The following is a 21577-nucleotide window of genomic DNA, read 5'->3' as shown; positions in this document are numbered from 1 at the left end:
CCGTCGGCTCCCGCCCCCGCTGCCGCAGCGGGACGGTCTGGACGCGGTGCGCTGGCTCGTGCCGGGGGACGCCCCCGTCGGACCGGCGGCCTCGATGCTCCTGGCACGCTTCCCCGCCCTCGCGGACCCGGCCGCCACGCCGCTGGCCGATCGCTTCGCCGCGGGGGAGGTGGTCGACGCCCGCGGACGTGCATGGGCGGCCGACGACCCCGTCGTCGGCGGCGACGAGCTGTGGTTCCACCGCGAGCTGCGCGCTGAGGAGGTGCCGGCCGAGCCTCTGCCGATCCTCTTCCACGACGAGCACCTGCTGGTGATCGACAAGCCCCATGACGTGGCGACCATGCCGCGCGGCGCCCACGTTCTCGCCAGCGCCCTGGTCCGCCTGCGCCGCGACACGGGGATCGAGCAGCTGGTGCCGCTGCACCGCCTGGACCGTCGCACCGCCGGGGTGCTCGCCTTCGGCGTGCGTCCCGAGGAGCGCAGCGCCTATCAGCAGCTCTTCGCGAAGCGCGAGGTCGACAAGCGCTACGAGGCGCTCGTCCTGCCCGGCCCCGGGTGCACGCTGCCGCGGGGAGTCGGGGAGCGGGCCGAGCTCGCGGACCGGCTGGATAAGCGCCGCGGGGAGCTCACTGCGAGGATCGTGCCCGGCGCGCCGAACGCGCACACCGAGCTCGAGGTGCTCGCGGCGGGCGACACCGAGGGGGAGGGCCCCGCGGAGGGCAGGGCGCTGCTGCTGGGGCTGCGTCCCCGCACCGGACGGACGCATCAGCTGCGCCTCCAGCTCTCCTCCCGCGGCGCCCCGATCGCCGGGGAGGACCTCTACCCCGAGCCCTCCCCGGAGCCGGCCGGGCCGCTCCAGCTGCTGGCCCGCTCGCTCTCCTTCACCGATCCGGTGACCGGGCAGGCGAGGGAGTTCCGCAGCGGGCGGGTGCTCGGGGGCCTCGCCCCGGGCGAGCCCCCAGGCACCTGACCGTACGCTGGTCACCGTGAGCACGACCCCGCCCGCGGACCCCGCCGCGACTGTCCCCGCCCCGCGGCGCACCCGCAGCGGCGAGGTGCTCGTCGGCCCCTCGGTCCGCGGCCGCTACCTGCCCGGTGCGCTGATCGGACTGCCGCTGGTCTCCCTGCTGCTGAGCCCCTTCGCCGGCGCGGGGTTCCAGCAGTGGCGGATCTCCCGGCTCCGGGACGGGCACGACGGGCTGCTCGAGCAGCTGCTCGCCCCCGCCGGGACGCAGCTGCTGCTCGGCGCGCTCGCCCTCTGGGCCCTGTTCGCGCTGTGGGCGCTGGTGCCGCTGCTGCTGACTCGCACCGTCGTGCTCCTCGACGAGCAGTCACGGACCCTGCGCCTGCGCAAGGGCCTGCGCACCCGCGACCGCGCGGCGCTCGGCGAGGTCGAGTACGCGGTGGGGGAGGCGGTGCGCGGCAGTCTCGGGCTGATCGGTGTGCGCGCGCCGGGGGAGGAGCAGGTGCGGCAGTGGGTCGTTCCGGAGATCGGCTGGGACGCCGCCTCCTTCGACGGGCTGCGCGTCCTGCAGACCGCGGCGGGGTTCCGTCCGGCGCCGCCGCGCGAGGTGCTCGTGCACGAGGAGCGGCGCGGCCGCGTCGAGGCGGCGCATCGTGAGCTCGCCGCCCGCCTCGGCATGCCCTGGCGGGAGGAGTACGCGCACGACGAGGCCGTCTTCCAGGCCGAGTTCGACCGGGTGCGACGGGTGCTCGGCGGGCGGGAGGAGCCCCGGGACGGCGATCCGCGCCCCTGAGACGACCGCACCCCGGCGGCGTCCTGGAGGACGCGGCCGGGGTGCGGGGCGCAGGAGCCGCGTCGGCGGGCTGCGGGCGGTGCGCAGCGGAGGCAGGGGCCTCAGAACATCGCGCGCAGCACCAGCACGACCGCCGCGCCGATGCCTGCGGCGGCGGGCAGGGTGATGACCCAGGCGAGGAAGATCGGCCGCATGAGCCGCCAGTTCGCGGCGTGGTTGACGATGCCGACGCCGAGCACCGCGCCGATCAGGATGTGCGTGGAGGAGACGGGCAGGCCCAGCACCGAGGCGAGCAGCACGATCGTCGCCGCCGCCAGCTCCGCGGCGAAGCCGGAGGAGGGGTGCATCGCGGTCAGGCCGGTGCCGACGGTGTGGATCACCTTGCGGCCCACGAACCACAGCCCCGAGACCAGCGCGATGCCGAAGGCGATCAGGGCGGCGGTGGGCACCGCGGCCTCCGCGCCGATCTGCCCGGTCTTCAGCACGTCGAGGACCGCCACGAAGGGGCCGATCGCGTTGGCGATGTCGTTGGCGCCATGGGAGAAGGCGAAGGCGCAGGCGGTGAACACCTGCATCCAGCTGAACATGATGAAGGTGGCGCGCGAGATCGACTGCTTCTTCAGGGCGCGCGCGAAGATCGTCGTCGCCATCCACACCCCGAGCGCGAGCATGACCAGCATCAGCACGCCGCCGCCGACGGAGATGTTCAGTCCCACGTTGTCCAGGCCCTTGAACACCAGCATCGCGGCCAGCAGCATCGCGGCGCCGGCGGCCAGCGGCGGGACCCGCTTCTCCAGGGCGTGGTAGGCGGCCTTGCGCTCCACCTTGCGGGCCGCCTTGCGCTGCTTCTTGGTCAGATCCGCGGAGGCCTCGATGAGCTCGGCGCCGGGACCGCCCGGGGTGAGGTCCAGCGCCGCGGACTCGGCGAAGGCGGACTGCTGCAGCTCGGTCATGCGCTCGGAGGCGGGCACGTGACGCTGCCACGACTCGTCCGCGTCGTCTTCCTCATCGTCGTCGTCCTCGTCGTCCTCCGCGTCGTCGTAGCCGCGGGAGCCGAGCGCGATCGCGCGGGCGGCGGGGGCGAGGATCCGGCGCTTGATCGCCCCGAACAGGAGGAAGGAGGCGATGCCGCCCAGCAGAGGGGAGAGGATCCAGGACACGGCGATCTTCCCGATCTCACCCCACTGCACCATGGCGAAGCCGCCGGTGCCCGTGACCAGGCCGGTGGTCACCGCCGCGCCGACGATGCCGCCGATGATCGCGTGCGTGGTGGAGACCGGCCAGCCCATCCTGGTCGCCAGCAGCAGCCACACCGCGGCGCCCAGCAGGGCCGACATCATGATCAGCGCGAAGGCGAGCGGGTCGATCGCCATCCCCTCGAGGTCCACGATGCCGCTGCGCACGGTCTCGGTGACGGAGCCGCCGGCGAGCACGGCGCCGGAGACCTCGAAGACCGCCGCGACGACGAGGGCCTGCTTCATGGTCAGGGTGCCGGCGCCGACGCTCGTGCCGAAGGAGTTCGCGACGTCGTTGCCGCCGATGTTGAACGCCATGAACAGCCCGAACGCGATCGCGAGGATCAGCAGGAAGGCGTTGATGTCGGTGCCGGTGTGGGTGAAGGCCCAGATCGTGAACGCGACCACGGTCGCGAGTGTCATCAGCCCGGCACCGACGTGCCAGTTGCGGTCGGGACCGAGGAAGCCCTTGGTCACGGGGGCGTCGGTCGAGTCCTGGGCGGAGGTGCGTGCCATCGTCGCGTTCCCGGGGTGAGGAGGGGCGGGGGAGGGGCGCGGGAGCCGGACGGCCCTCGCGCGCCGCGGCCACTCTAGGCCCAGAAGTGTCCGCGTGGTGACATCGGGGTGAACTCCCGGGGTGGGGCCGGGTCGCGGACGTGGCCGTTCCCACGTCGGACGGCCTGCCCGCCCCGGTTCTCCGGGACGTAGCATTTCTGCATGACGAGCGCGGATCCCTTCGGTTTCATCGGCCTGACCTACGACGACGTCCTGCTGCTTCCCGGGGAGACCGACGTGATCCCCTCCGAGGCGGACACCTCCTCCCGGCTCACCAGGGAGATCACCCTCAAGCTCCCCCTCGCCAGCGCCGCGATGGACACCGTGACCGAGTCGCGGATGGCGATCGCGATGGCCCGCCACGGCGGCATCGGCATCCTCCACCGCAACCTCTCCATCGAGGACCAGGCCCACCAGGTCGACCTCGTCAAGCGCACCCAGACCGGCCGCATCACGAACCCCGTCACGATCGGCCCCGAGGCGACCCTCGAGGACTTCGACGCCCTGTGCGGCCAGTTCCGGGTCTCCGGCCTCCCTGTCGTCGACCAGGGCCAGCGCCTGCTGGGCATCTGCACCAACCGCGACCTGCGCTTCATCCCCGTCGCCGAGTGGTCCACCACCCGCGTCGCCGACGTGATGACCACCGAGCTGTTCACCGCCCCGGAGGACGTCACCCCCGAGCAGGCCACCGCCCTGCTGCGCAGGAACAAGCGCGAGCGCCTCCCGCTGATCGACGCCGAGGGCCGCCTGACCGGGCTGATCACCGTGAAGGACTTCGTGAAGTCCGAGCAGTTCCCCGACGCCTCCAAGGACAGCCAGGGCCGCCTCCTCGTGGGCGCGGGCGTCGGCTTCTTCGGCGATTCCCTCGAGCGCGCCGGCCAGCTGCGCGACGCCGGCGTCGACGTGCTCGTCGTCGACACCGCCAACGGCCACGCCCGCCTGGCGCTGGAGATGATCCGCACCCTGAAGAACGACCCCTGCTTCGCCGACGTCCAGATCATCGGCGGCAACGTCGCCACCCGCGAGGGCGCACAGGCGCTCGTCGACGCGGGCGCCGACGCGGTCAAGGTCGGCGTGGGCCCCGGCTCCATCTGCACCACCCGCGTGGTCGCCGGCGTCGGCGTCCCGCAGGTCACCGCGATCCACGAGGCCGCCAAGGCCTGCGGCCCCGCGGGCGTGCCGCTGATCGGCGACGGCGGCCTGCAGTACTCCGGCGACATCGCCAAGGCGCTCGTCGCCGGCGCCGACACCGTCATGGTCGGCTCCCTGCTGGCCGGCACCGAGGAGTCCCCGGGCGAGGTCGTGCTCGTCGGCGGCAAGCAGTACAAGGCCTATCGCGGCATGGGCTCGCTCGGCGCGATGTCCTCGCGCGGCAAGAAGTCCTTCTCCAAGGACCGCTACTTCCAGGCCGACGTCCCCAGCGACGACAAGATCGTCCCCGAGGGCATCGAGGGCCGCGTCTCCTACAAGGGGCAACTCGGCTCCGTCGTCCACCAGCTCATCGGCGGGCTGCACCAGTCGATGTTCTACGTCGGCGCGAACACCGTGCCCGAGCTGAAGGAGCGCGGGAAGTTCGTGCGCATCACCGCGGCCGGGCTCAAGGAGTCCCACCCCCACGACATGGCCGCGATCATGGAGGCCCCGAACTACTCCTCGCGCTGAGTCAGGGCCTGCGCTGACGGATCGGTGCCGTGCTCGTAGCCGATCAGCCAGCGCACCCCGAAGCGGTCGCGGACCTGCCCGTCGGAGGCGCCCCAGGCCCGGCGCTGCAGCGGATCGAGGACCTCGCCGCCCTCGGCGAGCTCCGCGAACCAGGTGCGCAGCGTGGTGGGATCGGCGGCCCCGAGCAGCGCGACCATGAGGCCGCGCGCGGCGAAGGGCTCGTCGGCCTCGCCGGCGTCGGAGACGTACAGGTCCACCGCGCCGCGCAGCATGCCGTGGGCGATCGCGGAGCCGGGCCCGTCGGTCCGCTCGAACTCGGCGTAGGTCGCCGCGGAGGTCTCCCCGCCGAAGACCCCCTGGTAGAACTCGAGCGCCTCGGCGGCGGTGCCGGGCAGGTGCAGGTACAGGGCGGGAGCGGGCATCGGGTCTCCTCGAGGTCGGGAAGCGGGGCGTGCCCCGTGATCATTCCTCCCCATGGCTCTCGCGTCCACAGCACCCGCCGTGCGGGGCGAGCCGTGGGCGACGGGCTCTAGTCTTGAGGGCATGAGCACCCCCTCCTGGATCGACGCCCCGCTGCTGGGCTTCGACACCGAGACCACCGGCACGAACGTCGAGCGGGACCGGATCGTCACGGTCGCGCTCGTGCACTCCGTCGGCCCCGGGCGCGAGAACGAGACCGTCGCGACGTGGCTGATCGACCCGGGGGTGGAGATCCCCGAGCCCGCCCAGCGCGTGCACGGGATCAGCACCGAGCACGCCCGCGAGCACGGCATGCAGCCCGCCGAGGCGCTCGACGAGGTCGCGGGCATGATCGTCGAAGCGCTCGGGAAGGACGTGCCGCTGGTCGCCTTCAACATCGGCTTCGACCTGGCGATCCTCGAGAACGAGCTGACCCGCCTGGGGCTGCCCACGCTCGTCCAGCGGCTCGGCCACGACATCGCGCCCGTGATCGACGGGCTCGTCATCGACCGCGGCGTGGACCGCTACCGCAAGGGCAAGCGCACCCTCACCGACGTCCTCGCCCACTACGGCCTCGAGCAGGACGGTCGCCTCCACACCGCCGACGTCGACGTCTCCGCCACCCTGGACGTGGTCCGCGCGATCGCCGCGAAGTACCCGCAGGTCGCCTCCTCCGCCCTCGCGGAGCTCCACCGCGAGCAGGTGGGCTGGCATGGGCGCTGGGCCGAGGGCATGAACGAGTGGCTCACGAAGAAGGGCAGGACCCCGGACGTGAACACCGCCTGGCCGCTGTGACGATCCGGGGCGGCGTCCCTCCCCGGCGGCCGGCCCGCCGCGGTCCCCGGGATCGGTAGACTCCCCGTGTGATGAGCGAGATCGAGATCGGCCGCAACAAGCGGGGACGCCGCAGCTACAGCTTCGACGACGTGGCGGTGGTCCCCTCCCGACGCACCCGGGACCCGGAGGACGTCTCCACCGCCTGGCAGGTGGACGCCTACCACTTCGACATCCCGATCTTCGCCGCCCCGATGGACTCCCTGATGTCCCCGGAGACCGCGATCGCGCTCGGCGAGCACGGCGGACTCGGCGTGCTGGATCTCGAGGGGCTGTGGACCCGCTACGAGGACCCCTCCGCGCAGTTCGACCGGATCGCCGCCGCCTCCGAGGAGGGCGTGGTCGAGGTGATGCGCAGAGTCTACGAGGAACCGATCAAGCCCGAGCTGATCCGCGACCGCATCCAGCAGCTGCGCGACGCGGGCGTGACCGCGGCCGGCTCCCTCTCCCCGCAGCGCACCCAGGAGCACTGGAAGACGGTCGTCGACGCGGGCGTGGACCTCTTCTTCATCCGTGGCACCACCGTCTCCGCCGAGCACGTCTCCACCGGCCGTGAGCCGCTGAACCTCAAGCGGTTCATCTACGAGCTCGACGTCCCCGTCATCGTCGGCGGCTGCGCGACCTACACCGCGGCCCTGCACCTGATGCGCACCGGCGCCGCGGGCGTGCTCGTCGGCTTCGGCGGCGGCGCCTCGCAGACCACCCGCGAGACCCTCGGCATCCAGGTCCCGCTCGCCAGCGCCGTCGCCGACGTCGCCGCCGCCCGACGCGACTACATGGACGAGTCCGGCGGCCGCTACGTGCACGTCATCGCCGATGGCGGCCTGGGCCGCAGCGGCGACCTGGTCAAAGCGATCGCCTGCGGCGCCGATGGCCTGATGGTCGGTGCGGCCCTGGCCCGCGCCGAGGAGGCGCCCGGCCGCGGCCACCACTGGGGCAGCGAGGCGCACCACCCCACGCTCACCCGCGGCCACCGCGTCCCCGTCGGGACCGTCGCTCCGCTCGAGCAGATCCTCTTCGGCCCGTCGATCTCCGCCGACGGCACCACCAACCTCGTCGGCGCGCTGCGCCACGCGATGGCGACCACCGGCTATCTCGACCTCAAGGAGTTCCAGCGGGTCGAGGTCGTCACCACCGTCTGAGACGACGACGGGGATGGCAGCTCCCGCGGCGAGCGAGTTCTCCGATCCCGGGCCCCCGACCCGGGGTCTCAGGCCGAGCGCACCAGTGCGATGATCCCCCAGATCGTCATCACCAGCGCGATGAGGCCGAGGGCCACGGGAAGGAGCACGCCGATCCCCAGGCTCACAAGGAGGCCTCCCATCCCCGCGTCCCACAGGGCGATGGCCTCACCCCCGGTGCAGGTCACGCTCACCTCCTGATCGCCGAACACCTGCACGTCGTAGAGGTCGTAGTAGGGCTCGCCATCCACGCTCCCCATCGAGACGTCCTGGGCGTCGGAGGGTGAGACGGAGATGTCCGCGCCCTCGATCTCGCAGGTCGTCGTGCCATGGTCGTCCGCAGGCGCGGCGATCGTGTACATGGACCAGGAGGAGGCCTCGAAGGTGTCCCCGGAAGGGTCCAGCGGCGTCATCTCGGAGCTCCCGGCGTAGATCATCGCACCGCCGATGAACGCCGCGACGATCGGCATCACGACGAGCCCGACCGCGTTGGCGACCAGCCCGAGCGCGCCGAAGACCGTGCGCTTCACTCCACGCCGGCGACGTCGCGGAGCCGGGGCATAGCTGTGGGCAGGGCCGTAGGCAGGCGGATAGGTCATCGGTTCCCCCTCAGGACGCGTGCGGTGCGAGCTCAGGATAGTCGGAGGTCAGGAGGGTCCGGGACGCCGCCGCCGACCGCGAGAAGGGCGGCGCGGACGTGCCCGGCGTGCGCAGACGCAGGCGCCGTTCCCGGCGCGCGCGGCCCTGCCAGTGCGTCGACCTGCTCAGCGCTTCGAGCGCGCGACCTCCAGCGCCTGCTGCGCGATCGCGAGCTCCTCGTCGGTGGGGACGATCAGCACCGTCACCGGCGAGTCGTCGGCCGAGATGACCCGGACGCCCTTGACGCGCTCGGCGTTGCGCGCAGGGTCCAGACGGATCCCGAAGCCCTCGAGACCGGAGAGCACGCGCTCGCGCACCTCCGGCACGTTCTCGCCGATGCCGGCGGTGAAGGTGATCGCGTCGAGGCCGCCGAGCACGAAGGCGTAGGAGCCGACGTACTTGCGCAGCCGGTGCACGTACACCTGCATCGCCAGCTCCGCGTCCTGGTTCCCGTCGCGGATCGCGGCGGTGATGTCGCGGAAGTCGCTCATCCCGCACAGCCCCTGCATGCCGGAGCGCTTGTTCAGCAGGGTGTCGATCTCGTCGATGTCCATCCCCGCGCTGCGGGAGAGGTGGGCGTACACGGCCGGGTCTATGTCCCCGGTGCGGGTGCCCATCACGAGGCCCTCGAGCGGGGTGAGCCCCATGGAGGTCTCCACCGGCTCGCCGCCGCGCACCGCCGAGGCGGAGGCGCCGTTGCCGAGGTGGAGCACGATCTGGCGCAGCGCGGAGGGGTCCACGCCCCGCGCGGCGAAGTGCGCGGTGACCTGCTCGGAGACGTAGCGGTGGCTGGTGCCGTGGGCGCCGTAGCGGCGGATCCGGTACTCGTCGGCGATCTGCTTGTTCAGCGCATAGGTGCGCGCCGCGTCCGGCAAAGAGGTGAAGAAGGCGGTGTCGAACACGGCCACGTGCGGGATCGCGGGGAACAGCTTGCGGGCCGCGTCGATCCCGTCGACCGCCGCGGGGTTGTGCAACGGCGCGAGCGCGCCGAGGTCCTTGATCTGGTCCCGCACCCAGGAGTCGATGAGCTTCGGGGCCGCGAAGCGCGCCCCGCCCTGCACCACGCGGTGGCCGACCGCGACCACGTTCGCCTCCTCGAGGGAGAGACCCGCCTGCTCGAACAGCCGCATGACCACTTCCATGGCCACGACGTGGTTCGGCACCTCGCCCGAGAAAGGCTGGGTGACCGAGCCCGTCTCCAGCCGCGCGACGCCCTTGTCCAGGCCGATCCGCTCGACGATCCCGGAGGCGAAGACCTCCTCCGCGGTCGGGTCCAGCAGCTGGAACTTCAGCGAGGAGGAGCCCGAGTTCAGCACGAGCACCGTCGCGGCGTCCGGGATCGTCCGGGGGTGCTCGGCGCTGTCGGAGGAGGCATGGGCGGAGGTGGTCATGGCTTCTCCTTCGCCGGCTCCGTCGAGGCGTTCTCCGCGTCGGCCGCCTGGGCCTGGATCGCGGTGATCACGACGGTGTTGATGATGTCGTCCACGAGCGCTCCGCGGGAGAGGTCGTTGACCGGCTTGTTCAGGCCCTGCAGGACGGGGCCGATCGCGATCGCGCCGGCCGAGCGCTGCACGGCCTTGTAGGTGTTGTTGCCGGTGTTGAGATCGGGGAAGACGAACACCGTCGCCCGGCCCGCGACCGAGGAGTCCGGCAGCTTGGTCTTGGCGACCGAGGCGTCCACCGCGGCGTCGTACTGGATCGGACCCTCCACGTCGAGCGACGGGTCGGTGGAGCGCACCAGCTCGGTCGCCTCGCGCACCTTGTCCACGTCGGCGCCGCTGCCCGAGGTGCCGGTGGAGTAGGAGAGCATTGCGATCCGCGGGTCCACGCCGAACTGCGTGGCGGTGGCCGCGGACTGCACCGCGATGTCGGCGAGCTGCTCGGCGGTGGGGTCGGGGTTCACGGCGCAGTCGCCGTAGACCAGCACCCGGTCCTCGAGCGCCATCAGGAACACCGAGGAGACGATCTTCGCGCCGGGCCTGGTCTTGATGATCTCGAAGGACGGGCGGATCGTGTGGGCGGTGGAGTGGACCGCGCCGGAGACCATCCCGTCGGCCTCGCCCATCTGCACCATCATCGTGCCGAAGTAGGAGACGTCCTGGACCGTCGAGCGGGCCTGCTCGAGGGTCACGCCCTTCTTGGCGCGCAGCCTGGCGTACTCCTCCGCGAAGCGTTCGACGTGCTCCGGATCGTGCGGGGAGACCACGCGCGCCTCGGAGATGTCGTGGCCGAGCTGGGAGGCCTTGGCGCGGATCGTGTTCTCCTCGCCGAGCAGCACCAGGTCCGCGACGCCGCGGGCGAGGATCGACTCGGCCGCGGCGAGGATCCGCTCGTCCTCGCCCTCGGGCAGGACGATCGTCTTCTTCTCCCCGCGGGCGCGGGCCAGCAGCTCGAACTCGAACATCATCGGGGTGACCACTTCGCTGCGGGTCACCTCGAGGGCGGAGAGCAGCTCCTCGGTGGGCAGGTGCTCGGCGACCGCGCGGCGCGCCGCGTCGAGCTTCTGCGCGCTCGCGGCGCTGAGCCGGCCGCGGGAGCGGGCGATCCGCACCGCGGTGTCGAAGGTGGACAGCTCCGAGGTGATGATCGGCAGGTCCTGCTGCACGCCCGAGATGAGGCGGTCCACCTCCTCGGGCACCTGATAGCCGCCCGTGAGCACGATCGAGGAGAGCGCGGGGAAGGTGCCCGACTGCTGCGCCATGACGAGCCCGGGCAGCAGGTCGTAGCGGTCGCCGGGGGCGATCACCGTGCAGTTCTCGGTGAGGCGGGTGAGCACGTTGGGCAGGCTCATCGCCGCGATGACCGTGCCCACGGAGACGCGCTCGAGCCACTCGGGATTGCCCATCAGCAGCGAGCCGTCCACCGCGTCCTTCAGCTCCTGCACCGTCGGCGCCAGGATCACCGGGTTCTCCGGGATCGCGGAGACCAGCGCACCGGGCACCTTCGCCGAGACGGCCTCGCGCACGGCGTCGAGGGACGCGGCCTCGGCACGGTTGACGATGACGGCCAGCGGCATCGCATGGTGACCGCCGAACTCGCCGACGGCGACCGCTGCGAGCGCCCCGATCTGGTCCGGGCTGCGGTCCAGCCCCGAGAGCACCACCACCACCGGCGCGCCCATGTTGGCGGCGACCTCGGCGTTGAAGGCGAGCTCGGTGGGGTTGGCGAGGTCGTCGTAGTCCGAGCCGAGCACGACCAGCACGCTGTAGCGCTCGGCGAGTTCGCGATGGCGGGCGAGGATCCGCTCGTGGGCGGCATCCGGATCGGACAGGACCAGCTCGTGGTCCACCCCGATCGCGTCCTCGTAGTCCTGGTCGACGGCGGGGTGGCGGATGAGCAGGTCCACGGCGTAGTCGCGCGTGGACGTCGAGCGCACGACGGGGCGGAACACCCCGACACGATCGGATCGGGAGGCGAGGGCTTCGAGCAGACCGAAAGCCACCATCGACTTGCCGGTCATCCCCTCCGGGCTGGCGATATACACACTCTGCGACACGACCCCAGCATAGGCGCGCGGCCCTCCCGTGGCACGGGGCCGGGAGTCCCGGCCGGGAGCCGTCGGCTCGGGTACGGGGGAGCGGCCGACGGGCCGCCGCGCACCGCGCCGAGACGACGGTTCGAGACGACGGGGACCCCAACGGTGCAGGTGGGGCGGCCTGGGCCCGGTCGCCCGTTCACCCGGACGTGATCGAGGTCCCTCTCCAGGTCCCGTCCGGGCGCCGGCTCGTACCATGGTGGCCATGCTCCGCGTCGCCCTCCGCCCCCGATTCCTCGGGCTGCTCGCCCTGATGATCGTGGCGACGATCGTGTGCGGTCTCCTCGCCGGATGGCAGTGGGACCGCGCCCACCGCGCGCTGACCGACAAGGCCGACGGCCCCCAGCAGATCGGGGACATCCGCGAGGTGGTCGGCGTCGGCGACGCCGTCACCAACGAGATGGTCGGCGACATCGTCACGGCCGACGGACGCTTCGCCGCCGGCGAGCAGGTCCTCGTCCCCGGCCGCAAGATCGAGGGGGAGGACGCCGTGATCGTGGTGACCGCCTTCCTGGTCGAGCTCGAGGACGGTACCGAGGCCCGCCTGCCCGTGGCCCGCGGCTGGCTGCCCGCCGAGGACGTGACCGGCGAGGACGGCATGCTCGATCCCTCCCTCGCCCCCGCCACGCCGGCGGGGGAGGTCCACCTCTCCGGACGCCTGGAGGCGAGCGAGTCCGCCTCCGGCGGCGTCGTCGACGGGGTGGCGCGGGAGATCGCGACCCCGCTGCTGGTCAACGAGTGGGGCTCGCCCATGTACGCCGGCTATCTCTCACTCGACGAGGCCGAGGCCCCGCTCTCGGCGCTGCCCGCCGCGGAGTCCCAGTTCTCCCGCGGTCTGGACTGGCAGAACATCGGCTACTCCTTCCAGTGGGTGGCGTTCGGCGTGTTCTTCCTGTACCTGTGGTGGCGCTCGGTGCGCACCGCCTATCGCGACGAGCTCGACGACCGCCGCGAGGAGGTCGAGAGGCTGCTCGCCGAGGCCTCCGACGACGGGCCGCGCCCCGGGCCGTCGGCCGGTCCCGACCAGAACTCCGGTGCGGCCCCCGCCGACCGGGCCGCCGCCGACCGCACCGCCGGCGCGGACCACGCCGCCGGACTCGCCCCCTCGGGCGTCGCCCCGAGCTCCCGCCCCGCCCCCCAGCAGAACCCCGACAAGGACGTGTGACCGTGCCCGCAGAACGCCCCCTCGACGAAGTCGCCGCCAGGACCTCCTTCGCCCGCTTCCGCGTGGCCTCCATCGTGGAGGGGATCGCGCTGCTGGTGCTCGTGGGCATCATGACCATGCGCTATGTCGTCTTCGGCGGCGACGCCTGGTTCACCTCGACCTCTCCGTTCTGGGAGCAGGTCTCCTCGGTGTGGTCCCCGATCCACGGCCTGATCTACATGGTCTACGTGGTGCTCGGCTTCGACCTGTGGATGAAGATGCGCTGGGGCCTGCCGCGGATGCTGCTGCTGATGTTCTTCGGCGTCGTCCCGGTGCTGTCCTTCTTCGGCGAGCGCTGGACCCAGCAGCGCGTCGAGTCCGATCTCGCACGACGCCCCACGATCCAGGACCAGGAGCGGGTCTGACCGCCTGGTGACCGGACCCTTCCCGTCCGGACCCTTCGCGACCGGGCCCGCGGTGCGGCGCCCGCGCTCGAGGAGCGGAGCCCGGCGTGAGCAGGCTCGCCCTCGGGGGAGCCGGACCGCGGCGCCCCGGGGCCCGGGCGCGACGTAGACTCGCGCCTGTGACCGACACCGACCAGCGCCCCGTCCTCGTCGTCGACTTCGGCGCCCAGTACGCACAGCTCATCGCCCGTCGCGTGCGCGAGGCCCGGGTCTACTCCGAGATCGTCCCGCACTCGATGGCCGTCGAGAAGATGCTCGCGAAGGATCCCCGCGCGATCATCCTCTCCGGCGGGCCGAGCTCCGTCTACACCGAGGGGGCACCCCGCCTGGACCCGGCCCTGCTCGAGGCCGGCGTGCCGGTGCTCGGGCTCTGCTACGGCTTCCAGTCGATGGCCGCGGCGGCCGGCGGCACCGTCTCCCCGACGGGCGTGCGTGAGTACGGCGCGACCCGCCTCGAGGCCCTCGACGCCTCCTCCGAGCTGCTCTCCGGCCAGGACGTCGACCAGAACGTGTGGATGAGCCACGGCGACTCCGTCACCGAGGCGCCCGAGGGCTTCGAGGTCGTCGCGACCTCCGCCGCCAGCCCCGTCGCCGCCTTCGAGAACCGCGAGAAGCGGCTCTACGGCGTGCAGTGGCACCCCGAGGTGGGCCACTCCGACCGCGGCCAGGAGGTGCTGGAGAACTTCCTCCACCGCGGCGCGGGCATCGAGCCGTCCTGGACCACCGGCAACGTCATCGAGGAGCAGGTCGAGCGGATCCGCGCCCAGGTGGGCGAGGGCACCGCGATCTGCGGCCTCTCCGGCGGCGTGGACTCCGCCGTCGCCGCGGCGCTCGTGCAGCGCGCCATCGGCGACCGCCTCACCTGCGTGTACGTGAACCACGGCCTGATGCGCCAGGACGAGTCCGAGCAGATCGAGAAGGCCTTCGGCGCCTCCACCGGCGGGGCGAAGCTCGTCATGGTCGATGCCGAGGAGCAGTTCCTCACCGCGCTCGCCGGCGTCACCGACCCCGAGACCAAGCGCAAGATCATCGGCCGCGAGTTCATCCGCACCTTCGAGCAGGCCCAGGCGGAGATCCTGCGTGAGCAGGGCGTCGTCGAGGGCGAGGGCGACTCGGCGCATGTCGGGAAGGCGTCCACCGCCTTTCTCGTCCAGGGCACGCTCTACCCCGACGTCGTCGAGTCCGGCGGCGGCGAGGGCGCGGCGAACATCAAGAGCCACCACAACGTGGGCGGCCTGCCCGAGGACCTCTCCTTCGAGCTGGTCGAGCCGCTGCGGACCCTGTTCAAGGACGAGGTGCGCGCCGTCGGCTCCGAGCTCGGCCTGCCCGACGAGATCGTCTGGCGCCAGCCCTTCCCGGGCCCCGGCCTCGGCATCCGCATCATCGGAGAGGTCACCAGGGAGCGCCTGGACATCCTGCGCGCGGCCGACGCGATCGCTCGCGCCGAGCTGACCGCCGCGGGCCTGGACCGCACCATCTGGCAGTGCCCCGTCGTGCTCCTGGCCGACGTGCGCTCGGTGGGCGTCCAGGGCGACGGCCGCACCTACGGCCACCCCGTCGTGCTGCGCCCCGTCACCAGCGACGATGCGATGACCGCGGACTGGGCCAAGGTGCCCTACGACGTGCTCTCGCGCATCTCGACCCGCATCACCAACGAGGTCTCCGAGATCAACCGCGTCACCCTCGACATCACCTCGAAGCCCCCGGGCACGATCGAGTGGGAGTGAGCCCCCGCTGATCCGACGCGGTCGCGGCCGCGCGGAGAGGGGGAGCGACGACGGCGGGGGACTCCGGACCGGATCCTCCGCCGTCGTCGTCCCGCCGTCGGGCCCTCGACGCACGTTCCCGACCGATCGGCCGTTCCCGACCGAGCGGCGGGGAGGAGCCTTGCCGCGACGGGCGGCGAAGGGTTACGTTCCCCGGACGTCGCCGAGCGGTCGTCCTCCGTCGGCCCCGCGACATCCCCGAGAGAGAAGGGCGGACCGATGGCCGAGGCCGGGACCGACACGATCACGACGCAGGTGCCCTCGAGGCTGGACCGCCTGCCCTGGTCCCGCTTCCACTGGCGGGTGGTGATCGGGCTCGGCAGCGTGTGGATCCTCGACGGCCTCGAGGTGACGATGGTCGGCAACGTGGCCGCCCGGCTCACCGAGGACGGCAGCGGCCTGGACATCTCCGCCGCCCAGATCGGTGTCGCGGGTGCCCTCTACATCGTCGGCGCCTGCCTCGGTGCGCTCTTCTTCGGCCAGCTCACCGACCGGCTGGGCCGCAAGAAGCTCTTCCTGTGGACGCTCGTGCTCTACCTCGTGGCCACCGTGGCGACGGCCTTCTCCTTCTCCCCCTGGTACTTCTTCCTCTGCCGCTTCCTGACCGGCGCCGGGATCGGCGGCGAGTACGCGGCCATCAACTCCGCGATCGACGAGCTGATCCCCGCGAGGGTGCGTGGGCGGGTCGACCTGATCATCAACGGCTCCTACTGGCTGGGCTCGGCCGGGGGCTCCGCGCTGTCGCTGGTGCTGCTCAGCACGGTGCTGCTGCCCATCGATCTGGGATGGCGACTGGCCTTCGGCTTCGGCGCGGTCCTCGGCGTCTGCGTGCTGATCGTGCGGCGCCACGTGCCGGAGAGCCCCCGCTGGCTGTTCATCCACGGCCGCGAGGAGGAGGCCGAACGGATCGTGCGCGGGATCGAGGAGGGCATCGAGGAGGAACGGGGCGAGGAGCTGCCCGCGGCGGAGGGCTCGCTCACGATCCGTCAGCGCAAGGCGATCCCGTTCCGCGAGATCGCCTCGGTCGCGTTCCGCAAGTACCCGCGGCGCTCGATCCTGTGCCTGGCGCTGTTCCTCGGACAGGCGTTCCTCTACAACGGCATCACCTTCAACCTCGGCGTTCTGCTCTCGTCCTTCTACGACGTCGGTGCGTCGCTCGCCCCGCTCTTCATCATCTTCTGGGCGCTGTCGAACTTCGCCGGGCCGGTGATCCTGGGACACTTCTTCGACAGCGTCGGCCGCAAACCGATGATCACCCTCGCCTATCTCGGCAGCGCCGTGGTGACCCTGCCCCTGGCGTGGGTGTTCCTCAGCCAGACCGGCGGGCTCACCGCCTTCATGATCCTGCTGGTGATCACGTTCTTCCTGGCCTCCTCCGGCGCCAGCGCCGCCTATCTGACGGTGAGCGAGATCTTCCCGATGGAGACGCGAGCGCTCGCGATCGCCTTCTTCTACGCGCTCGGGACCGCGGCCGGCGGTATCGCCGGCCCGCTGCTGTTCGGAAGCCTCATCGACACGGGGGAGCGTATTCCGGTGGCCATCGGCTTCCTGATCGCCGCGGCGGTGATGTCCCTCGGCGGCGTCGCCGAGCTGGTGTTCGGCGTCCGCGCCGAGGGGCAGGAGCTCGAGGACCTCGCCACCCCGCTCACCGCGCAGGAGGGCGAAGGCCCCGGCGACGGCGACAGCGAGCGCGGCGAAGCAGGGACGGGTGATCGAGCATGACGCCCGTAGGGTGCCTGGTGTTCGGCCACCGGCCGGCCTTCCGCGCCGAAGGTCGCACGATGCGCTGGGAGTGCGAGCGGGGCTGCGGAGAAGGCGGAGGCGCGAAGAGCTACGACACCGCAGCCGAGGCGGAGCGCTTCGCCGCGGCCTTCGACCGGCGCGGTGACGCCCGCCTCGGTGAGCGCGCCCCGCTGCTGGGTATGTTCCCGCTGCGGCTCTGGCGGTGGATGCGCGGGCGCGGCGGGCCCAGCGCCTGACCGACGCCGTGCTGTCCGGTGCGCCGGCGGGTCATGCCGAGGGCGGCGGCTCCAGCAGACGCGAGGGATGCGAGGGCGCGGTCGCATGCCAGGAGTGGGTCCGCTCGTAGGTCTCCCATCCCATCGAGGCATAGATCCGGTCCGCGCCGGTGGGGGAGTCCTCGTCCACCTCGAGGTCGACGAACGTCCGCCCGCGCTCGGCGGCGTCGCGCAGCGCGGCCCGCAGCAGGGACTTCGCGATCCCGTGCCCGCGGGCGCTGCGGTGCACCCCGAGGTATTCCAGATACGTGCCCTCGCCGCGGGTCGCGGTGGCCTTGATCGGGGCGGCGACGAGACCACCCGCCGGCAGCCATCGGCCCTCGCGCTCGATCTCCGCGATCCACCAGTGGTCCCAGTCGGCCTCGTACGGAGCCTCGATCAGGCGCTGGACGAACTCGGCGAAGGACTCGCGGTAGGACCCCCAGTGGTCGGCGAACGACTCCTCGAGCATCCGGTGCACGGTGCGGACGTCCTGGGCGACCGGCAGGCCGAACTCGTGACGGTGCACGCGCCGGACCCGGGTGCCCTCGCGCGGGGTGGGCAGTGAGGTCGCCTCCTCGGGGGAGACGGGGCGGCGCATGTGCAGCCAGGAGCGGACCATCTCGTAGCCTGCCGCCTCGAGCAGGTGGGCGCGGTCGGTGTCCAGCGCGTTCGCGTCGGTGGTGAGCTTGGTGGCCTCCACGCCCCGGGCGCGGGCGAAGGAGCCGCCCACCTCGACCGCCCAGTCCAGCAGCGAGGCGGCGAGCTCTTCCCGCGCGGGGGCGTCGGCGGCGATGACGAACTGGACGTTCGTGCGCCCGCTCGCGCGGTCCTCGAGCGCGATCCACGCCAGAGGCGGCAGCTCGAGGGTGGGGGAGCCGTCGGCGCCGGCGGGCACGACGACGACCTGCCGCCGGGCCCACGACTTCAGCCCCACCATCCGCGAGCGCAGTCCTGCCTCGTCGACCGCGGCCTCGGGGTCGTAGCGGCGCATCGCGGCCGTGATCAGCGCGGTCACGGGGGCCACGTCCGAGGCGAGCGGCAGTCGCGTGGCGAGTCGGCCCTCGAGGGCGGCGGGCAGTGTGGGTGCGAAGTGATCGACGAGCAGCATCCGCCCATCTTTTCACGCGGGGACGGGAGGGATTCGGGCATCGGGGCGCTGATGCTGGGGGACTGCCGCTGCGTCCAGTCGCAGCCCCGGTCCCGCCGCGCCGTGCGGGGAGCAGGCCGCCGGCATGCCGGTCCGGGAACGCCGAGAGCACCGATCCGCCCGGTCCGGGCGGGGAATCGGTGCTCTCGGCGGGGTGCCGCGATGCGTCGTCGCGCGGGGCGGCGACGGCGCGGGTCAGCGGGCGGTGGGCTCCGCTCCGTCCTGCGCGTCGGCGTCGGGATCGACCGTGCGGGTCTCGCCGGTGACGGTCACGGACTCGGCCGCACCCACCGCGGCGAGCGCCCCGGTGGTGGTGGGGACGAGCTGTTCGTCGGAGGCCGCGGCCAGGTCCTCTGCGCTCTCGACGGTCTCACGCAGGGGCACGTGCTTGATGAACAGCGAGAGCACCAGCGCGAGGACCGCGAAGGGCACCGCGGTGAGGAACACGTCGTGCATCGCATCGCTCAGCCCGCCGCGCACCGGGTCCACGAGGAACTCGGGCAGCTTCGCGAGGGCGGTGGGGTCCAGCACCGCGTTCTCGAGGGTGCTGGTGTCGACCTCGCCGCCCGTGCTCTGCAGCGCGGCGAGCTGTTCGGGCGGCAGGGCCGCGATCTTCTCGGGGATCGCGGTGGACATCGAGGCGGTCATCACTGTGCCGAGCACGGCGGTGCCCACCGTCGAGCCGATGTTGCGGAAGAACTGGATCGCGGCGGTCGCGGTGCCCAGCTCGCGGCGGGAGACGGCGTTCTGCACGACCAGCGTGTAGACCTGCATCGACAGGCCGAGCCCCAGGCCGATGACGATCATCGCGAGGGTCAGGTGCCACTGCGAGTCCCCGTAGGAGAGGTTCGCCAGCAGCAGGTAGCCCGCGACCATCACCACGCCGCCCAGGATGAGGAAGGGGCGGTAGCGGCCGGTGCGTGAGATCAGCAGTCCCACGAGGATCGAGGTGAGGATCATCGCGAGCGACTGCGGCACGAGGATCATGCCGGAGTTCGTCGCGGAGACGCCCATGACGCCCTGCGCGTAGACGGGGATGTAGATGATCGCGCCGAACATCGCCACGGCGATCGCGAAGGAAGCCGCGACCGAGAGCGCAACGATCGGGCGCAGCAGCAGGTGCAGGGGCAGCAGCGGCTCCTCGACCCGGGTCTCGATCACCACGAACGCGATGAGGAACAGCGCGGCGACCGCGTACATCCCCAGGATCACGGGGGAGGCCCACTCGTAGTCGCCGCCGCCCCAGGTGGTGGCCAGCAGCGCGAGCACGAGCCCGGGGGTGAGGGTGAGGATGCCCCAGTAGTCGACCCTGCCGTGCTGCTGGGCCTTCTCCAGGTGGAGGAAGCGCAGGATGAAGGCGAAGGCGACCACACCGAGCGGGAGGGTCAGGAAGAAGGCCCAGCGCCAGCCCAAGTGGTCGGTGATCGCACCGCCGATCAGCGGGCCGGCGACCGAGGTGACGCCGAAGACGGCGCCCATGATTCCCTGGTACTTCCCGCGCTGACGGGGCGGGATGATGTCGCCGATGATCGTCTGGCTCAGCGGCATCAGGGTGCCCATGCCCAGGCCCTGCACGGCACGGGCGAAGACCAGGAACCAGAAGCCCTGGGCGAGGCCGGCGAGCACGGAGCCGATCATGAACACGGCGAGGCCGCCGAGGTAGAACCAGCGGCGACCGTAGAGGTCGGAGAGCTTGCCGACGACGGGGACCGCGACGGCGGAGACGAGCATCGCGGCGGTCGCGATCCAGTTGTAGTGCTCCACGCCGCCGAGCTCGGCGACGATGCGCGGCATGGCGGGGCCGACGACCGTCTGGGAGAGGGAGGCGACGAACATGCCGAGCATGAGCCCGACGAAGACGAGCGTGCCCTGGCGGTCGAGGCCGGTGAAGGAGGCGGGCTCCGCAGCGGCCGGCTGCGGTGCCCGGGTGGTGGATGCAGTCATGAGGTCCTCGGGAGTGAGCGGTGGGGGAGCGGCGGCAGCACCCCGTCGGGCTGTGACTCGGCAACGATACAGAACTGTTGCATTGACTGCACTATTGCATCGAGTGCAGATTTTGTGATGTGTCGGACCTAGGATGGCGGCGTGACTTCCGCGCAGACGACCGATGACCATGACCCCGCGGGCTCGGAGGAGCTCGGCCTGCGGGAGCAGAAGAAGCGCCAGACCCGCATGGCGATGCACCGCGCCGCCCTCGAGCTGGTGGTCGAGCACGGACTCTCGGCGGTCACGGCGCAGATGATCGCCGAGCGCGCCGGGGTCTCCACCCGCACCTTCTTCAACCACTGGGTGACCAAGGAGTCCGCGATCCTCGGGATCAACGGCGGGGAGGGGGCACAGGCGATCGCCTCGTTGCGGGAGAAGCTCCTGGTCATGCCGGCGCGTGAGGCGATGCGCTCGATGATGCGCGAAGCGATTGCGAACGTCCCCGTCGACCGCGGTCTGCGCGAGCTGAAGAAGCAGGTCATGGAGCAGGAGCCGAGCCTGCACCTGGTCTCCAGCGGAAACCTCCAGGCGATGCAGACCGAGCTGGTCGAGGAGCTCGCCGAGGCGCTCGAGGGCGAGTTCGCCCGCGATCATGCGGTGATCCTGGTGCAGGTGAGCTTCGCCCTGACCCGCAGCGCGTTCGCGATCTCCATGCGGCGCGGCATCGACCCGGTCCGCGCCTTCGACCAGGTGCTCACTCTCTACGACGGGTCGGGCACCGAGATCTGAGCCGGAGGCCGCGCGAGCCCGGGCTGAGGTGGGCAGGGCTCAGCGGAGCAAGCGGCCGAGTCCGCCGGTCCAGCCGCGCCCGTCCTCGAGTCGCTCTGCGACCCCTCGCGCGAGGCGCGAGGTGCGGGGGAGCGAGGCGAGGTCGACCGGGGGCCGACGGCCGAACACGAAGAAGAGCGCCCCGTCGTCCATCCGGGAGCGCTCGAGCATCTCCCAGCGCGCGGCGAAGCGGGCGAGGTTCGAGCCCTCACCCGTGATCTCGGCGAGCTGGTCGCTCAGCAGCCACGAGTCGCAGACGAACTCATGGCCGAACGCGGGCTCCTCCGCGCCGCGCCCCGCGCCGAGCTCGGGGTAGTGCTCCGTGAAGTACGCGGTCGCGGCGTCGAAGGAGGCGTCGACCGCGGCGGGATCCAGCGGGCCGCGCGCCGGGATGTGGGTGCCGAGCACCCAGCGGCGGGGGGCGCCTGCCGACGGCGCAGGGCCT

At 72.1% G+C, this 21577-nt stretch carries 18 protein-coding genes and 1 pseudogene; 11 read left to right on the top strand and 8 right to left on the bottom strand.

What is annotated here, in order from left to right; translation table 11 throughout:
- Together HMPREF3159_RS08575 and HMPREF3159_RS08570 are read left to right on the top strand one after the other, a co-directional pair.
- Nucleotides 1–970, top strand: a 970-nt coding sequence (locus HMPREF3159_RS08575; RefSeq protein WP_371441705.1) for a pseudouridine synthase, incomplete at its 5' end; no start/stop codon positions are given.
- Nucleotides 971–986: 16 nt separating this feature from the next.
- On the top strand, nt 987–1757 hold the full coding sequence (locus HMPREF3159_RS08570; protein WP_070500645.1) for a hypothetical protein: 771 nt from the start codon (nt 987–989) through the stop codon (nt 1755–1757).
- Between the two features lie 101 nt (nt 1758–1858).
- Here the strand turns inward: HMPREF3159_RS08570 and HMPREF3159_RS08565 are convergent, their stop codons facing one another.
- Nucleotides 1859–3508, bottom strand: coding sequence for an inorganic phosphate transporter (locus tag HMPREF3159_RS08565; protein WP_070500644.1), 1650 nt, complete (start codon nt 3506–3508; stop codon nt 1859–1861).
- A 201-nt stretch (nt 3509–3709) separates the two neighbouring features.
- On the opposite strand from HMPREF3159_RS08565, the gene guaB reads away from it, so the two are divergent.
- A complete protein-coding gene (gene guaB / locus HMPREF3159_RS08560) occupies nt 3710–5209 on the top strand; it encodes an IMP dehydrogenase (RefSeq protein WP_070500643.1) in 1500 nt (499 codons plus the stop codon).
- Here guaB and HMPREF3159_RS08555 read toward each other — a convergent pair.
- Nucleotides 5194–5631: a VOC family protein gene (locus HMPREF3159_RS08555; RefSeq protein ID WP_070500642.1), complete on the bottom strand. Its 438-nt coding sequence runs from the start codon at nt 5629–5631 to the stop codon at nt 5194–5196. The two genes, guaB and HMPREF3159_RS08555, sit on opposite strands and share 16 nt — an antisense overlap.
- Nucleotides 5632–5752: 121 nt before the next feature.
- Here HMPREF3159_RS08555 and HMPREF3159_RS08550 point away from each other — a divergent pair, with 121 nt between their 5' ends.
- Both HMPREF3159_RS08550 and HMPREF3159_RS08545 read left to right on the top strand, forming a co-directional pair.
- On the top strand, nt 5753–6463 hold the full coding sequence (locus tag HMPREF3159_RS08550; protein ID WP_010551199.1) for an exonuclease domain-containing protein: 711 nt from the start codon (nt 5753–5755) through the stop codon (nt 6461–6463).
- A 71-nt stretch (nt 6464–6534) separates the two neighbouring features.
- On the top strand, nt 6535–7644 hold the full coding sequence (locus HMPREF3159_RS08545; protein WP_010551200.1) for a GuaB3 family IMP dehydrogenase-related protein: 1110 nt from the start codon (nt 6535–6537) through the stop codon (nt 7642–7644).
- Nucleotides 7645–7712: 68 nt separating this feature from the next.
- Here HMPREF3159_RS08545 and HMPREF3159_RS08540 read toward each other — a convergent pair whose 3' ends face one another.
- The 3 genes from HMPREF3159_RS08540 to pta form a co-directional block, all read right to left on the bottom strand.
- Nucleotides 7713–8282 (bottom strand): hypothetical protein, encoded by a 570-nt coding sequence (locus tag HMPREF3159_RS08540; RefSeq protein ID WP_141748142.1) that lies wholly within the window; start codon nt 8280–8282, stop codon nt 7713–7715.
- 165 nt (nt 8283–8447) lie between these two features.
- A complete protein-coding gene (locus tag HMPREF3159_RS08535) occupies nt 8448–9713 on the bottom strand; it encodes an acetate kinase (protein ID WP_141748141.1) in 1266 nt (421 codons plus the stop codon).
- Nucleotides 9710–11818: a phosphate acetyltransferase gene (gene pta / locus HMPREF3159_RS08530; RefSeq protein ID WP_256374517.1), complete on the bottom strand. Its 2109-nt coding sequence runs from the start codon at nt 11816–11818 to the stop codon at nt 9710–9712. Before pta ends, HMPREF3159_RS08535 begins: the two co-directional genes overlap by 4 nt.
- 244 nt (nt 11819–12062) lie before the next feature.
- Between pta and HMPREF3159_RS08525 the strand changes: the two genes are divergently transcribed.
- The 5 genes from HMPREF3159_RS08525 to HMPREF3159_RS08505 all read left to right on the top strand — a co-directional run bounded on the left by HMPREF3159_RS08525 (nt 12063) and on the right by HMPREF3159_RS08505 (nt 17210).
- The gene (locus HMPREF3159_RS08525) at nt 12063–13022 is read left to right on the top strand and encodes an SURF1 family protein (protein ID WP_070500647.1); all 960 of its coding nucleotides are present in this window, start codon (nt 12063–12065) and stop codon (nt 13020–13022) included.
- A 2-nt stretch (nt 13023–13024) separates the two neighbouring features.
- Nucleotides 13025–13426, top strand: a complete 402-nt coding sequence (locus tag HMPREF3159_RS08520; protein WP_141748140.1) for a DUF3817 domain-containing protein — start codon at nt 13025–13027, stop codon at nt 13424–13426.
- A 158-nt stretch (nt 13427–13584) separates the two neighbouring features.
- On the top strand, nt 13585–15192 hold the full coding sequence (gene guaA / locus HMPREF3159_RS08515; RefSeq protein ID WP_070500638.1) for a glutamine-hydrolyzing GMP synthase: 1608 nt from the start codon (nt 13585–13587) through the stop codon (nt 15190–15192).
- A 258-nt stretch (nt 15193–15450) separates the two neighbouring features.
- Nucleotides 15451–16953, top strand: a complete 1503-nt coding sequence (locus HMPREF3159_RS08510; RefSeq protein ID WP_070500637.1) for an MFS transporter — start codon at nt 15451–15453, stop codon at nt 16951–16953.
- Nucleotides 16950–17210, top strand: a complete 261-nt coding sequence (locus tag HMPREF3159_RS08505) for a hypothetical protein (protein WP_029360636.1) — start codon at nt 16950–16952, stop codon at nt 17208–17210. Before HMPREF3159_RS08510 ends, HMPREF3159_RS08505 begins: the two co-directional genes overlap by 4 nt.
- A 31-nt stretch (nt 17211–17241) precedes the next feature.
- Here HMPREF3159_RS08505 and HMPREF3159_RS08500 read toward each other — a convergent pair whose 3' ends face one another.
- Together HMPREF3159_RS08500 and HMPREF3159_RS08495 are read right to left on the bottom strand one after the other, a co-directional pair.
- Nucleotides 17242–18339: a GNAT family N-acetyltransferase gene (locus HMPREF3159_RS08500; RefSeq protein WP_070500636.1), complete on the bottom strand. Its 1098-nt coding sequence runs from the start codon at nt 18337–18339 to the stop codon at nt 17242–17244.
- A gap of 234 nt (nt 18340–18573) precedes the next feature.
- Nucleotides 18574–20322 (bottom strand): MDR family MFS transporter, encoded by a 1749-nt coding sequence (locus tag HMPREF3159_RS08495; RefSeq protein WP_070500635.1) that lies wholly within the window; start codon nt 20320–20322, stop codon nt 18574–18576.
- A gap of 141 nt (nt 20323–20463) precedes the next feature.
- Between HMPREF3159_RS08495 and HMPREF3159_RS08490 the strand changes: the two genes are divergently transcribed.
- Nucleotides 20464–21093 (top strand): TetR/AcrR family transcriptional regulator, encoded by a 630-nt coding sequence (locus HMPREF3159_RS08490; protein ID WP_070500634.1) that lies wholly within the window; start codon nt 20464–20466, stop codon nt 21091–21093.
- Between the two features lie 39 nt (nt 21094–21132).
- Here HMPREF3159_RS08490 and HMPREF3159_RS08485 read toward each other — a convergent pair.
- Nucleotides 21133–21577, bottom strand: a pseudogene (locus HMPREF3159_RS08485) (hypothetical protein); the annotation flags it as partial.

This window comes from Brachybacterium sp. HMSC06H03 (genome assembly GCF_001807385.1).
Lineage (GTDB): Bacteria > Actinomycetota > Actinomycetes > Actinomycetales > Dermabacteraceae > Brachybacterium > Brachybacterium conglomeratum.
The sequence above is the reverse complement of the archived record's forward strand: the minus strand, read 5'-3'. Positions and strand labels throughout refer to the sequence as shown.

Excerpts from the sequence above, each read along its gene's own strand:
- HMPREF3159_RS08565 (WP_070500644.1), bottom strand. The coding sequence starts at position 3,508 with ATGGCACGCACCTCCGCCCAGGACTCGACCGACGCCCCCGTGACCAAG.
- guaB (WP_070500643.1), top strand. The coding sequence starts at position 3,710 with ATGACGAGCGCGGATCCCTTCGGTTTCATCGGCCTGACCTACGACGAC.
- HMPREF3159_RS08555 (WP_070500642.1), bottom strand. The coding sequence starts at position 5,631 with ATGCCCGCTCCCGCCCTGTACCTGCACCTGCCCGGCACCGCCGCCGAG.
- HMPREF3159_RS08550 (WP_010551199.1), top strand. The coding sequence starts at position 5,753 with ATGAGCACCCCCTCCTGGATCGACGCCCCGCTGCTGGGCTTCGACACC.
- HMPREF3159_RS08545 (WP_010551200.1), top strand. The coding sequence starts at position 6,535 with ATGAGCGAGATCGAGATCGGCCGCAACAAGCGGGGACGCCGCAGCTAC.
- HMPREF3159_RS08540 (WP_141748142.1), bottom strand. The coding sequence starts at position 8,282 with ATGACCTATCCGCCTGCCTACGGCCCTGCCCACAGCTATGCCCCGGCT.
- HMPREF3159_RS08535 (WP_141748141.1), bottom strand. The coding sequence starts at position 9,713 with ATGACCACCTCCGCCCATGCCTCCTCCGACAGCGCCGAGCACCCCCGG.
- HMPREF3159_RS08525 (WP_070500647.1), top strand. The coding sequence starts at position 12,063 with ATGCTCCGCGTCGCCCTCCGCCCCCGATTCCTCGGGCTGCTCGCCCTG.
- HMPREF3159_RS08510 (WP_070500637.1), top strand. The coding sequence starts at position 15,451 with ATGGCCGAGGCCGGGACCGACACGATCACGACGCAGGTGCCCTCGAGG.
- HMPREF3159_RS08505 (WP_029360636.1), top strand. The coding sequence starts at position 16,950 with ATGACGCCCGTAGGGTGCCTGGTGTTCGGCCACCGGCCGGCCTTCCGC.
- HMPREF3159_RS08500 (WP_070500636.1), bottom strand. The coding sequence starts at position 18,339 with ATGCTGCTCGTCGATCACTTCGCACCCACACTGCCCGCCGCCCTCGAG.
- HMPREF3159_RS08495 (WP_070500635.1), bottom strand. The coding sequence starts at position 20,322 with ATGACTGCATCCACCACCCGGGCACCGCAGCCGGCCGCTGCGGAGCCC.